At 50.8% G+C, this 14,320-nt stretch carries 8 protein-coding genes; 5 read left to right on the plus strand and 3 right to left on the minus strand.

Going from position 1 to position 14,320, the window contains the following annotated elements; translation table 11 throughout:
* Positions 1 to 195: 195 nt before the first annotated feature.
* The 3 genes from SD10_RS25805 to SD10_RS25815 form a co-directional block, all read right to left on the minus strand.
* A complete protein-coding gene (locus SD10_RS25805; protein WP_046577997.1) occupies positions 196 to 792 on the minus strand; it encodes an OmpH family outer membrane protein in 597 nt (198 codons plus the stop codon).
* Between the two features lie 57 nt (positions 793 to 849).
* A complete protein-coding gene (locus SD10_RS25810) occupies positions 850 to 1,227 on the minus strand; it encodes a hypothetical protein (RefSeq protein WP_046577998.1) in 378 nt (125 codons plus the stop codon).
* A gap of 91 nt (positions 1,228 to 1,318) precedes the next feature.
* Positions 1,319 to 3,745 carry a penicillin acylase family protein gene (locus tag SD10_RS25815; protein ID WP_046580171.1) on the minus strand — a complete coding sequence of 809 codons (2,427 nt, stop codon included), beginning with the start codon at positions 3,743 to 3,745 and terminating at the stop codon, positions 1,319 to 1,321.
* Between the two features lie 164 nt (positions 3,746 to 3,909).
* Here SD10_RS25815 and SD10_RS25820 point away from each other — a divergent pair, with 164 nt between their 5' ends.
* The 5 genes from SD10_RS25820 to SD10_RS25840 all read left to right on the plus strand — a co-directional run bounded on the left by SD10_RS25820 (position 3,910) and on the right by SD10_RS25840 (position 14,308).
* Positions 3,910 to 4,494: an RNA polymerase sigma factor gene (locus SD10_RS25820; protein ID WP_046577999.1), complete on the plus strand. Its 585-nt coding sequence runs from the start codon at positions 3,910 to 3,912 to the stop codon at positions 4,492 to 4,494.
* 79 nt (positions 4,495 to 4,573) lie between these two features.
* Entirely contained in the window at positions 4,574 to 5,566 is a 993-nt protein-coding gene (locus SD10_RS25825) for a FecR family protein (RefSeq protein ID WP_052731296.1), read from the plus strand.
* Between the two features lie 17 nt (positions 5,567 to 5,583).
* The gene (locus tag SD10_RS25830) at positions 5,584 to 9,057 is read left to right on the plus strand and encodes a SusC/RagA family TonB-linked outer membrane protein (RefSeq protein WP_227699071.1); all 3,474 of its coding nucleotides are present in this window, start codon (positions 5,584 to 5,586) and stop codon (positions 9,055 to 9,057) included.
* 25 nt (positions 9,058 to 9,082) lie between these two features.
* On the plus strand, positions 9,083 to 10,618 hold the full coding sequence (locus SD10_RS25835; RefSeq protein ID WP_046578003.1) for a RagB/SusD family nutrient uptake outer membrane protein: 1,536 nt from the start codon (positions 9,083 to 9,085) through the stop codon (positions 10,616 to 10,618).
* Between the two features lie 93 nt (positions 10,619 to 10,711).
* Positions 10,712 to 14,308, plus strand: coding sequence for a VCBS repeat-containing protein (locus SD10_RS25840; RefSeq protein WP_046578005.1), 3,597 nt, complete (start codon positions 10,712 to 10,714; stop codon positions 14,306 to 14,308).
* The last annotated feature ends 12 nt before the right edge of the window (positions 14,309 to 14,320 follow it).

The following is a 14,320-nucleotide window of genomic DNA, read 5'->3' on the forward strand; positions in this document are numbered from 1 at the left end:
CCTACCTGCATTGAGTTTAATAGAATACCATTTACACCGGATTGAAACCCGGCGTAAATGATAACACGAATTGCCTTGCGCCGGGTTGAAACCCGGTGTAATGTAACATAGGCTTGTTCAACCAGAAACGAATCCGGCTACCAAACTTTCGTTTAGTAGCCGGATGAGTCAGGCAATTGTCAGGAACGACAGGATTTATTTTTTCGTCTGCTTGTCCTGGTATTCTTTATTCAGACCGGCCAGAATTTTGCTGGTTTGGTCACTCGATTGATCGGCGAACAGAATCCCGCCACCTTTTGTATAGCCCAGCACGAATTCGTACTTATTCTGTCCATTTTGTTTCTTCAGGTAATCGAAAATCTGATCGTAGAGTTGCTTGTTCTTTGCCTGCTCTTCAGCCGCAAGGTTTTGGGCAGCCCGCTCCCGGTAAGCCAGAATATCCTGTTGCTCCTTCTGAAGCGATGCCTCGGTAGCACGCCCCTGCTCCTGAGTCATGGTAGCCGCCCGTTGTTGGAAGAAAGCAACTTTATTCTGCAGGTTACGGCCTTTGGTCGCCAGATCGTTTTCTAACTGGAAACGCTTGCTTTCAAGGACTTTCTGGGTGTCTTTAAAATAATCGTATTTTGTTAAAAGCGAATCGACGTTTACATAAACGATCGCTTTACCTTTTGCTTCGGCGGGTGCTTTTACGGTAGAAACAGCTTCTGGCTGGTGATCTTTAAAATGCAGGTAGTACAGTACGGCTACGGCAATCGTCAGGATGACGTTTAGAATTAACGAGGCATTCTTCACAGGAAACGAATCAGTTAGTTAGCAATTTATAATACAAAGGTACAGGGATTTATGGAATTATGCGTGGGGCCGATTGGCCGTCCGGCTTTCAGCCTGATTTCCAATGGCCTGTTTAGCAAAGTAGCCTGACAGTCCGGCCAGTCCGCCAACCAAACCACCAACCAGCGCCGTCACTAGCAGGGGCAGTGCACTTGCATTCGTTTTAAAAAGTAATTCACTCATTCGTCCAGTAAAAACGCCATCGGTGCGGGTGTGAATAACAAGGGCATAAATCAGCCACACCAGCGCAATGCCAGCAAAACCGGATAAAAATGCCCGACCACTGCCCGGACTGCGCCAGAAACAGACAATAAACGCCACCACGGCAAGACTCCACCACGGCAAAATAAGTTGAGCCAATAGGCTTACTATTGCAATAAGAATGAGTTCAATCATACGATATGAAACGGCCAGAGAGCCACTTTTATAAAATTATACAGGCAACTGCGCGCAGGAAAGTGCATTATTGGCAGACCCAACGTCCACTTTATTTCAAGATCATTTTCCGCTTAATCCGGGGGCTTTTGTCCTGCGCTGATTGTAGGTACAGCAATTCATTCAGCTGACCGGTCCGCCAGGTTTCGAGCATATTCAGGTAATAGGGACTACCGGGATTACCCGATTGCCCACCCGGATAGACACCGTAGGCTTTGGGCGTCGGGCCAAGAGCAACGACCATTCGCCACGATGGGCCGGTTCGCTCCGTCGTGGCGTTCACAATATCGCGTCCTCCGCCAATCTGTACATTTAATGCGCTCAACGCATCCAGCCTGGCTAAATGACTGATGCGGGTGCCTTTATGAGTTCCCCATTGCCAGGCCGTACCGATGGGTCCATGCTGGCGGACGAGCGAATCAACTGCCAGTCGAAAGCTTTGGGTCAACACGTTGCCGATTGTCTCCTGAGCAGGCGTCGTGATGTCATCAAACCAGTGTGCCATAGGCTCTTTTTCAGCAAGCTGAAGCGTCCGGTCGAAACTTGGATAACGCAGTGTGGTTGTATCATTACTCGGAAAATCATCTTTCCAGACACCATCCATGTACTGGCGCATCCACTCCGTAAAAATGGTAGGTGCCGTTTCGGCAACGTCGTGGTTATAGCGCCACGTCTTCATGATGGCCAACGCCTTTGCCTGTTCTCCCGTCAACGTCTTCTCCTGCACATAAGGCAGAAAAACTGGCAACGCATGGGCCGCCCGCAAATTCAGGTTATCGTTCTGCAGCATCCGCAAACTATCGGGGGTGACCTGTTGCATGGCGGCCAATCGCTGGTTAATGCGAGTGCCCCGCTCGGCGGGTGCAAATTGCCAGTTAATGTAATAAGGATAAGTTGGGTCGGTAGACGATTGGTTGGCCGAACTGACAAACCCTCTGGGCGGATTTTTCACATGGGGATTCTGACTGGCCGGAATCCAGCCTTGCCAGTCGTGGGCAGGATTAGTACCATCCAGCAAAAATTTGCCTTGGTCTTTCCACTTGAGCGGAAAACGGCCATTGGGTGATATGGCAATGTCTTTGGCTACATCGGCAAAAACGAAGTTTTGAGCCGGGGCGCCATAATACGATAGCGCCTTCCGGTAATCATCGTGGTTTTTGGCGCGATCGAGCAAATAATAGGTCAGGAAATCATTGGACGCTTCGTGGGCGATCCAACGGGCCGCGTAACCAACCGGAACGTTTTTGGCAAATGGCTTCTGACCAGCCTCATACATAACCGGTCCATGATGTGTGTATAATACCGTATCGACAACATCTGGCTTCCCTTTTACCTTGATAATCTCCAGCCGACGGCGAACCGGTTTCCACTGGTTATTATGCCAGTATTCACGCCGTGACGCATCTTTGAACCGAATCTGGTAAAAATCGAGCACATCAGCGCCCACATTGGTGACTCCCCAGGCGACCTGCTTATTAAAGCCAATAATGACCCCCGGTGAGCCAGGCATGGTAGCTCCGTACACATTCATGGTTGGCGTCACCAACTGCATCTGGTACCAGATCGAGGGTAAACTCAGCGACAAATGTGGGTCATTGGCCAGAATAGGATAGCCCGTTGCGGATTTCTGGGGGCCAACGGCCCAGTTGTTACTGCCAATGCCGGGATCATGTTCCTGCCACGTCATGGCAACGGGCTTTGTATCGGGCAAAACATTGTCGGGCATGGCAGGCACCTTGACGGGCGTAAAGTCCCACTTTGTGCCTACGGGAACGATAGGGTCTTCGCGGTATGGATAATCCGGAAAAAGATCGGCCGTAACAACGGGGCCAACCTTTTTCAAGACGTTGCTCATGTTGAGGTCATCGGCGCCGAGGGCTAGTACGCCCGACATGTATTTCAGGAAGTAAGCACATTTAATGGGTTGCCAGGGTTCAGGTGCGTATCCGAGCAATTTATATTCCAGAGGATATTGTGCCGGTTTTAGCTGATTGATCCAAGCATTTACACCGGCTGTGTAAGCCTCAACCGACTCCTTCGAACGGGGATCCGTTAGCATCTCTTTTACCGCCCGTTCGGCCCCGAAACCCATGCCGAGGTGGCGATTGTACCGATCCAGTTCCAGAGCCTTGTCGCCTACCAGTTCAGAAACGCGCCCAGCAGCCGCGTGCGTTTGAAACTCCATTTGCCAAAGTCGGTCGCGGGCGGTAAGGTAACCCTGGGCGAAGTAAGCGTCGTGGTCATTCTGGGCAAATACATGGGGAATAGCCAGTTCGTCGAAGACAACCGTAACGGGAGAGTTGGTCCCGTTTAGGATAATCTCTTCATCAGTGTTATTAACTGCCTCGGCATTTTGCCAGAATCCAACAAAGGGGCTCAGTAGAGGGCCAAAAGCTGGTATACTCCCCCAGGGGCGATTGAGTGCCCAAACAACTAGTACGGTAAGTAGCGAAACAGTGATCGCCTTGGTGTAACGCATCATAAAGACAAGCAACGGAGAATAAATGTACATTTACTATTGCACACAGCAAATAAAAAGTATTCTTTTCCTAATCAGATGAATTCTTTTTTAAATTTGTCGGTAACGCCAAATTAGAAACTCATTTTGATCTGGCTCCCTAGCAAGTTCTTTCGAAAAACGATATGGAACTGACAGACATGGAATTGACACTTCGTTTGAGACAAGACGACGAGGTAGCGTTCGAGACATTGTTTCGGCGATATTACCATTATCTGTACAGCATTGCTATTCAATATGTAAAAAATCCCGACCTGGCTGAGGATGCGCTTCAGGAGGTATACCTTAAACTGTGGACACACCGGGCACAACTGGACGAATCTCAGTCCCTTAGAAACTACCTGGCTACAGCCATGCGGCATCAGGTACTAAATGTTATTCGGGACGAAAAACGAGCTATTCTTCGTCACTTAGACCATCAGACGACCCAAGCCAAAGTTGATACAACTACGGAAGAAACCCTCACGCTCAACGAATACGGCTCTGTCTTTCTGGATGGTCTCCGGCAATTACCGGCCCAGCGGAAGCTGGTCTTTATGCTTCGTTCCGAACAGGGTCTGTCGAATGAAGAAGTAGCTTCTAAACTTCACATTTCCATCAATACGGTTAAGGTCCATTATTACCAGGCCTGCCAGTTTCTTCGGAATTATTTACGTCAACATGCGGGTATCGAAGCCATACTACTGCTAGTTGCTTCTTTTTGGAATTAATCCAGAAATATTTTTCTCTTTTCAATAATACTTTCTTTTCTGACTGGTGTATAGGTAAGCAATCAGGCTTTTTATACCTATGACCGAACAGTTACTCCAACGCTACTTCGCCAACCAGATTACAGCCAACGAAGCACAACAAGTACTGGATTGGTTTGCGACCGATGAGGGACAGACGTACCTGACCCATCGGCTCGACACACAACTCGAACAAGCAGACTGGCATGCTCCGCCCAACGTTCCGGCTCCTGATGCAGATCAACTGCTCGCATCGATTCGCCAGCGAATGCCTCCTGCTATACCCGTTGTCGAGACACCCGTCCGGCAACTACCCTGGTGGCATCAACCCATGCGCTGGGCTGCCGTACTTATTGGGGCTTTGGTGTTGGCAACGGCTGCTTTTTATGGCTACAAGGAAATATACCCAGACGATCTGATTCACCAAACGGCTTTCGGGAAAATGTCGACGCTCACCTTACCAGATGGCTCGGTTGTTACCCTGAATGGCAATAGTCGCCTGCGTTATGCTCCTCGCTGGGCGGGCCACCAAACCCGCGAAGTGTGGCTGAATGGCGAAGGCTTTTTCCGGGTAACGCACCAGCGAAATCATGAACGATTTGTGGTCCACTTACCCAATAAGCTGAACATCGAGGTACTGGGTACTCAGTTCAATGTAATGGCGCGGGAAAATCGGGCGAAGGTCGTGCTGAACAATGGCAAAATTCGACTCGATGTAGGCGAACAGGCGAAGGAGAAATTAATCATGCAACCCGGTGACCTGTTTTACGCAGATGTGAAGGCAAAGGTATACTACCGTAAGCGCGTTGATGCCGCTGCTCAATCGGCCTGGCAAACCGGTAAGCTAACCTTTGATGGCACTACACTTCAGGAAGTCGCGCAAATGCTGGAAGATACCTACGGGGTGACTGTCGTTATTGCCGACCCCGACTTGCGCCAGCAGACTTTGTCCGGCACCATCCCGAATCAATCTATGCAAACCATTCTGAATGGACTTTCTACCTTATTCGACCTCCGCATTACTCAACACTCAAACCGTATCATTATCCAATGAATCACCTTTCCAAAACTATGACTAAACAGCTAATTGCACTTGGTTTGCTGCTTGTGATTGGTAGTATACCCGCTCAGGCCCAACTTCTGGCTTCCAGCAATCGGTATGCTTCCTATCAGAGCCGGACAACCGACACTCGCCTGATTTCGCTCAAAAGTGCCTTAGGTGAACTTGAGAAGCACTACGGCGTATCATTCATTTACCCAACCAATCTGGTTAATACGAAAGTTATCATGACCAATCGGCATGACCAGAATCTGGAGGCTGAGTTGACCAGTCTATTGACCACGACGGGGTTGACTTACCGGAAAGTTCAACCAAATTTCTACGCCATTGTGTCAATGAAGGAAAAGAATAACCGGCTTTTTCGGAAAATTGAGCACATCGACTCCAAGGTTAATTCCGATCAGACAAGCGAGGCCGTGACGTTGCCTACACAGACAATCAACAAGCTTGAACGAATTGGCTGGTCCATGACGTCGGCTCAACCGCTGGCCGATATCAATGGAAAGGTGCTGGATAAAAACGGGCAGGGTATTCCCGGCGTCAGCGTTATTATCAAAGGAACCAACCGGGGTACCACAACCAACGCCACCGGCGACTATAATCTGAACGCACCAGACAACGCAACACTCGTTTTTAGCTTCGTAGGCTATGTGTCTCAGGAAGTACCGGTATCGAGTCGAAGCCGCATTACAATCACATTACAGGACGATGTCAAAGCGCTCAGCGAAGTCGTTGTTGTTGGCTATGGTACACAGAAGCGGGCATCGGTAACCGGCGCGATCTCGTCGGTATCGGCGCAGGAAGTGACCCAACTGCCGGTACCCAGTGTCGAGCAGGCTATTCAGGGGCGCGTGCCCGGCGTGACCGTTGTAGGGAACGGCTCGCCCGGCGAAACCCCGATTGTGCGCATCCGGGGTATTGGCTCAATTAACTATGCAGCCAATCCGCTGTATGTTATCGATGGCTTTCCGACCAGTGATCTCAATAACTTCGACACTCGTGACATTGAGTCGGTCGATGTGTTGAAAGATGCTTCCTCGGCCGCTATTTATGGGTCGCGGGCAGCCAACGGCGTTATTATCGTTACAACAAAAAAAGGAACCGGCGATGGTAAACTACACGTCAACTACGACGGGTACGTGGGTACGCAAAGTGCCTGGCGTCAACTTGATCTGCTGAATCGGGACGAATACATTCAATTTGGAACGGCCTTGCGCACCAATGCTGGGCAGCCGGTGCCAACCCGATTTGCGAACCTAAATCAACCCATTTACGCCGGGGCAACCCAAACCTACGCTCAAACGGATACTGACTGGCAGAAAGCGGTGTTTCGGAATGCGCCCATTACCCAGCATAGCGTTCAATTGTCGGGTGGCAATGAAAAGTCACGTTTTTATTCATCTGTTGGCTATTTCAATCAGCAGGGCATCATGATTGGAACGGGCTACAAGCGCGGCAATTTCCGTATCAACTCCGACCACGCCATCAGCAAGCGTTTTTCGTTCGGTCAGACGCTCACCATCTCCTATGATGACAAACTTAACGAAGTCAGTGCTGGTGGCCGAACGCAGGTGCAAAACATGATCCGGATGACGCCTTACATGCCCGTTGAAGACCCAACGCTGCCCGGTGGCTACCGTGGCCCTGATGGGTCGGATGGCTCCGATCCGCAAAACCCGGTACGGGCTGCCTTGCAGGATCAGAGCACTACCCAACGCATGAAGATTCTGGGTAGCGCGTATGTGGATGTGAAAATCATTGACGGCCTGACGTACCGGCTACGGGGTGGTATCGACTATGTGTCGGCACGTACGTTTTCATTCCTGCCTATTTATAGCGAAAGCTTCAACGCGCGTGCTTTAGCCAGTATATCCGACGACCGATACACTTATTCGTCTCCCCTGATCTCGAATCAGTTAACCTACGAAAAGACCTTTGGCAAGCATTCGCTGAATGTCGTGGCTGTTGCGGAACGGCAGGCGGGCAACACCCTGGAAATAATTGGAACGGGTCAGGCGGCTTCGAACACCATCCGTGAGTTGAGTGCGGTTATCAGCACGAGTGCAGGCTTAACCGGCACCCGCTCGCAAAACGTGCTCCTCTCCTATTTGGGCCGTGTTAATTACGAATATGCCGGAAAGTATTTACTCGGTGCCTCGTTCCGTCGTGACGGCTCATCCCGGTTCGCTCCCGGCAATAAGTGGGGCAACTTCCCATCGGTATCGGCAGGCTGGCGGGTCAGCGAAGAAGCTTTCCTGAAAAATGTTCCGGCCATTTCAGAACTGAAACTTCGGGCAAGTTATGGCACCATGGGCTTCAACGGCATTGGTGATTACTCATGGCAGGTAGCCGTTTCTCAAAATACCAATGCCATCCTGGGCGACGCCCGGGCGCAGGGAACCTACTTCGACCGGCTGGGTAATACTGATTTGAGATGGGAGGTAACCAAGATGAGCAACTTCGGGGTGGATTTGGGCTTGTTTAGCAACAGCATCACCCTTTCTGCCGAAGTTTATCAGCGCAACACGGATGGCCTGATTCTGAATCAGCCCATTGCGCCCTCCATTGGCTACTCGCAGTCGCCGATTGTGAACGTCGGCAGCATGCGGAACAACGGGGTAGAAATGCAACTGGGCTACAATAAAACAAAAGGCGCTTTTCGTTTTAATGCATCGGGCAACATTAGTTTTATCAGCAACAAAGTGCTAAGTCTGGGGCCAACGGTTTCGCCATTGCTGAATGGAGCCAATGCCGATTACGGCGGGGGCGACATCACCCGGACCGAAGCCGGGCAGTCGGTTCAGTATTTCTATGGCTATAGGGTAGCAGGTATCTTCCAGAACGCCGATGAGATTAAAGCAGCGCCTACCCAGGACAATGCCAAGCCGGGTGACCTCCGCTTCGTGGATACAAACGGCGATGGTAAAATCGACGCGAATGACCGTGTAAATCTGGGTAGTTTCCTGCCTAAATTCACGTATGGCCTAAACCTTTCCGCCAACTACAGAGGGTTCGATATGTCCCTGTTTTTTCAGGGTGTTCAGGGCAACAAAATTTATAATGGGGTGAAAGTGCTGGAGCAGGGAATGCTGCGGCTGTTCAACGCCGGGACAGATGTCTTACGAGCCTGGACACCAACCAACACGAATACGGACGTGCCCCGGGCTGTCGACGGCGACCCTAACGGCAATACCCGTACATCAGACCGGTTTATTGAAGACGGTTCTTACCTGCGGTTAAAAAATCTGAGCATTGGCTATTCTGTACCATCGGGCGTTCTCCAGTCGTTCTCCCGCGGAACACTAAGCCGGGCCCGGGTATATGTAGCCTCAACGAACCTGCTGACCTTCACCAAATACACGGGCTACGACCCAGAAGTCGGCTCACGGACCAGCAATACCAATCCCACGCTGACCAATGGCATCGACTATGGTCAGTTTCCACAGGCCCGCACGTTTATGGTAGGTTTACAACTTGGTTTTTAAGAAATTAGACATAACTAACGTCACAATGAAATCGACATATTGGACAACGGGTATAGTGGCCATGGGACTGTTCTTCGGATGCAGTACCAGCAGCCTCGACAAAGTGAATCCGAATCAGGTTATTACGGATAATTATTACAAAACATCCGACGAACTGCTTAAGGGCGTTAACTCCGTCTATGCCGTCTGGCAAAGTGCCAACCTGACTGGCCGCGAGTGGTTCTTTCTCAATGACCTTCGTTCGGACGACGTAGCGACGGGCGGTGGCCAGTTAGAAGCGCCACGCAGCCAAATTCTGATTGGTGCTCAAAATCCGACGAATCCCGTAGCCTTTTCCGTCTGGAACGGCCTTTATCGGACCATTCACCGGGCCAACGTGGTGATTGATAACGGCCCGGCGGTTAAAGACAACCCAACGCTGGCAAAACGGGTAGTGGCCGAAGCTAAATTTCTCCGCGCATTGGCCTACTTCGATTTGGTTACGCTTTGGGGCGCGGTACCCCTGTATACAGATTACGTAACTGAAGTCAATGGTACAAAAGCCAAGTCTTCCGTCGACGAGATTTACACCCTGCTAACCACTGATCTGCTGGCAGCCCAAACTGACTTACCGGCCAGTTTCAGCGGAGCGGATCTTGGCCGTGCAACGAAAGGGGCCGCTCAGGCGCTACTGGCCAGGGTGTACATGCAGAAAGGTGACTACGCCAGTGCCAAAACCCAACTGCAGTCGATTATTAGTTCGGGGCTCTACAAGTTGACGGATGAATATACCGACAACTTCATTGAGGAGACCGAGTTTAACTCCGAGTCTATTTTTGAAATAGGCTTTTCCCTAATCGGCGGGTTTAACTGGGATGCCGACGGCAATGATAACGGCGCCAATGAAAACATGACCCGGAGTCAGGAATACTCGGCTATTGGCTGGCGAAACCTGATTCCGTCAGAGAGTTTACTAGCCGAATACGAGCATACGGCCAAAGGCGATGCCAAAACTGATCCGCGACTGAAGTATAATTTTTATTTCATCGGCGATACTTACAACAACGGACTCAACACCCTGATGGATTCGCAGGTGCAGGGCAATACGTCGATCTTCAACGGTACGGCCCAGAAAATCAGTTGGCGGAAATACACGGCGATGTACAAAAACAATGAAACGTTTTATACGTCGGGCATCAATATGCGCCTGATCCGTTACGCCGAAGTATTGCTGATGATGGCCGAGACAGAGAATGAAACCGGCAACAGCGCCAACGCCATTGCCCTTCTTAACCAGGTTCGGGCGCGGAAAAGCGTAGCCATGCCCGCCTATCCAACAGCAAAATACCCGGTAAACAGCAAAGATGAAGTGCTCCGGGCGGTTATGCACGAAAAACGGGTAGAACAGGCTGGAGAGCAGATTCGCAACCGTGACATTCTACGCTGGCGGGCACAGAATAAATTCAAAACTGACCCGATTCCGTATTTCGCAAAAGGCAAGCAGGAGTTACTTCCCATTCCACAACAGGAACTGGACAACAACAGCAAATTGACCCAGAAAGACCAGAATCCGGGCTATTAGTACGCTGGCCGGGCCGGGCTAACGCTCAACTCAAACGATAAAATCCCCGGCTGGCCGCGTTGCCAGGCCGGGGATTTTTGCTACATTTCAACTATGCATTACTTAGTCAGGCTGACTATATTAGGGTTACTTACGCTGGTCGGCTGTACCCAAACGCCCAAGCGATTCGAACGGTTAACCGCCAGCCATACCGGGATCGACTTTGCCAATACCATTACCGAAAGCGATTCACTGAATGTACTGGAGTTCGAATACCTCTACAACGGAGGTGGTGTCGGGGTCGGCGATTTTAACGGGGATGGGCTGGCTGATGTCTTTTTTGCCGGCAATCAGGTGTCGAGCCGGATGTACCTCAACAAGGGAAACTTCACCTTTAATGACATAACCGATTCGGCCGGTGTGCGGACAGCCTACTGGTGTACGGGCGTGGCCGTCGCTGACATTAATCAGGATGGCCGACAGGATATTTATGTTTCGACAATTCATCCTGACCGTAAAAAAGCCGTTCCTAATCTTCTGTTCATTAATCAGGGAAACGACGCTAACGGTATTCCGCATTTTGAGGAGTCGGCTCAGGCAGCCGGTCTGGCCGATTCGAGCTACTCCACACAAGCCACCTTTCTGGATTATGACCGCGATGGCGATCTGGACGTTTTTCTGCTGACAAATGCCCTGGAAACCTTTAACCGGAACAACGTTACCGGCCCACGCAACGACGGCTCCGCTCGCAGCCGGGACAAACTTTTCCGAAATGATGCCGTCACGCCGACAACATCCCATAATTCTATTTCGCAACAAGCTATCAAAAATACATCGCTCCGGCGGGCCGCATTACACTTTACGGATGTTTCCGATGAAGCCGGGCTGGTACATGAAGGGTGGGGCCTGGGGGTTATTATAAACGACGTCAATCAGGATGGATGGCCAGACATTTATGTTGCCAATGATTTTCAGTCTAATGACGTCTGGCTGGTAAACAATCAAAATAAAACATTCAGCAATCGAATTGCGGAGACCCTCAAGCACCAGAGTCACAACAGTATGGGCATGGATATGGCCGATATCAATAATGACGGCCTGAATGACCTCGCCGTTGTCGACATGCTGCCGGATGACAACCTGCGGCAGAAAACGATGTTCGCGTCGATTCCCTACGACCGCTTCCAAATGGCCCGACGCCTTGGTTATCAACCGCAGTACATCCGGAATATGCTGCAATTGAACAGAGGTTTCTGGCAGAGCGCACAAACAGCCTCTGCTTCGCCAGCGTTGCCTCTCTTTTCTGATATTGGTTATCTGGCCGGTACAGCCGCAACGGACTGGAGCTGGAGCGCGCTCTTTTCAGATCTGGATAACGATGGCTTCCGGGATATGCTGATTACCAATGGGTATCGAAAAGACATCACCGACCTGGATTTTACCAGCTATAACCGGGAGTCAGGTACGTTTGGTAGCGATGCTGACCGTCGTACACAGCTACTAAAACGCATCCATGATCTGGAGCCCGTTTACAAGCCAAATTTCCTCTTCCATAACACGGGCGATCTGCACTTTACAGACCTTGCTCAGGAGTGGGGCCTTTCGGAATCTTCTTTCACGAACGGCACCGCCTATGCTGATTTTGACAACGATGGGGATCTGGATCTGGTCATGAATAACATCAACGATCCGGCGTTCATTTACCAGAATAAAACCATCGAAAACACGACTGATTCATCAGCAAATCACTTTCTAAAAATAAGCTTCCTGGGCATGTCTGGTAATCTGGAAGGGCTCGGCGCTAAAGTGGCCGTCTGGGCCGGAGGACAGCTATATTACAGTGAATACACACGGCAGCGCGGCTATCAATCGACAATGGCATCGGGTATTCACCTGGGCATGGGCAAGGCCAAACGGATTGATTCGCTCCACGTTCTATGGCCAACGGGCAATGGACAGGTGATTCGCAATCTGGTCACGAACCAAACGGTGGTTCTGGACGAACGAAGGGCCGTTCGCCAGCCTCCTTCGTTTATGCAGATGCAGCCTTCAGCTAAGCCTCTACTGACGGAGGTACCGGCTTCTTATGGTCTGAATTTCCAGCATCAGGAAGACGATTTCGTTGATTATAAAGCTCAGCAAACACTCCTTTCACATAAACATTCGCAAATTGGGCCGGGGATGGCCATCGGTGATGTGGATGGGAATGGACTGGATGACATATATATAGCGGGAAGTGCCTACAAAGGCGGTACGTTTTTGCTACAGCAAACGGATGCGTCTACCGGTAAAGCTACATTTCGGCGCAAAGACCGACCGGCCAAAAAGCCCGAAGAGACCGGTGTTCTGTTAGTCGATGCCGATACCGACGGCGATCTCGATCTATACACCGTTCATGGTAGTACGGAGTTTGGCCGGGACGAAGCCAGTTGCCAGGATAGCCTGTACCTGAATGATGGAAAAGGAAATTTTCGGGCGTCGCCAAAGGCGCTTCCCAACACCATGTCAAGTGGCTCATGCGTCATAGCAACGGACTTCGATCATGATGGCGATGTAGACCTGTTCATTGGTGGGCGGATTGTTCCGCAGCGCTATCCCGAAGCTGCCCGCAGTTATTTGTTGCGCAATGACAGCGAAAGAGGAGTAGACGCTCGCTTCACCGACGTAACTGACCAACTGGCTCCTGGCCTTGGCCGCGTGGGTTTGGTGTGTGCTGCCCTCTGGACAGACGTAGACAACGACGGCTGGCAGGACCTGATGCTGGCGGGTGAGTTTATGCCCATTAGTGTCTTTAAAAACCGAGCCGGTCGTGGATTCTCGCCAAAACCGACTCCTGAACTAGCAAACGCTACTGGTTTCTGGAACAGTTTGACAGCCGGTGATTTTGATAACGACGGTGATATGGATTACATCGCCGGAAACGTTGGCCTCAACAGCCGATTGCAGGCGTCCAGCAATCAGCCCGTTTCGGTATACGCAGCTGATTACGATAAAAACGGCACTCTCGATCCTATCCTGAGTTTCTTCAACGGTGGAGTCGAATACCCATTTCACCCCCGTGATGTGCTCACTGACCAGATTCCGTCCTTCAAAAAGAAGATGACGTCTTATGCCGCCTATGGCAAAACCACCCTGGCCAGTCTCCTATCAGCCGATGACCAGAAACAGGCCCTCATTAAACGAGCGACATTTTTAAAATCCGCCTATATCGAAAACCGGGCAGGTGCATTTGTCCTACACGAGTTGCCCATCGAAGCTCAGTTTTCGCCCGTTTTTGGCAGTTTGGCCACCGACCTCAACCACGATGGTAACCTGGACGTTCTGCTTGCAGGCAACGATTACGCAACCGAAGTGCTATCCGGCTTGCAGGATGCTGGCCTGGGCTTGTGTCTGCTAGGCGACGGACGAGGAAATTTTAAGACCCTCACGCCCACAAGTTCTGGCTTTGTCGTCGATGAAGACGCCAAAGCGCTGGCCTGCCTGATGCTAGGCAACGGACAATTATATTATATAGCGACGCAGAACAACGGCCCACTACGCGTATTCAGGGAAGTGGACGACCAGATCAGCTACAAACGCGTAGGATCAGGCACTTTTTCGCTTTCTACATCAGTAAGCCGTGGCAGAAAACGGAAGATGGAGTACAGTTATGGAAGTGGCTACCTATCGCAGTCCTCACGGGTTGTTCCGTCGAGGCCCTTAGAAAAATAACATGGCTAAAAA

This window comes from Spirosoma radiotolerans (assembly GCF_000974425.1).
Lineage (GTDB): Bacteria > Bacteroidota > Bacteroidia > Cytophagales > Spirosomataceae > Spirosoma > Spirosoma radiotolerans.

What these genes read in the sequence shown, in the direction of transcription:
- SD10_RS25810 (WP_046577998.1), bottom strand. Translation starts at nt 1,227, where the DNA reads ATGATTGAACTCATTCTTATTGCAATAGTAAGCCTATTGGCTCAACTT.
- SD10_RS25815 (WP_046580171.1), bottom strand. Translation starts at nt 3,745, where the DNA reads ATGCGTTACACCAAGGCGATCACTGTTTCGCTACTTACCGTACTAGTT.
- SD10_RS25820 (WP_046577999.1), top strand. Translation starts at nt 3,910, where the DNA reads ATGGAACTGACAGACATGGAATTGACACTTCGTTTGAGACAAGACGAC.
- SD10_RS25825 (WP_052731296.1), top strand. Translation starts at nt 4,574, where the DNA reads ATGACCGAACAGTTACTCCAACGCTACTTCGCCAACCAGATTACAGCC.
- SD10_RS25830 (WP_227699071.1), top strand. Translation starts at nt 5,584, where the DNA reads ATGACTAAACAGCTAATTGCACTTGGTTTGCTGCTTGTGATTGGTAGT.
- SD10_RS25835 (WP_046578003.1), top strand. Translation starts at nt 9,083, where the DNA reads ATGAAATCGACATATTGGACAACGGGTATAGTGGCCATGGGACTGTTC.
- SD10_RS25840 (WP_046578005.1), top strand. Translation starts at nt 10,712, where the DNA reads ATGCATTACTTAGTCAGGCTGACTATATTAGGGTTACTTACGCTGGTC.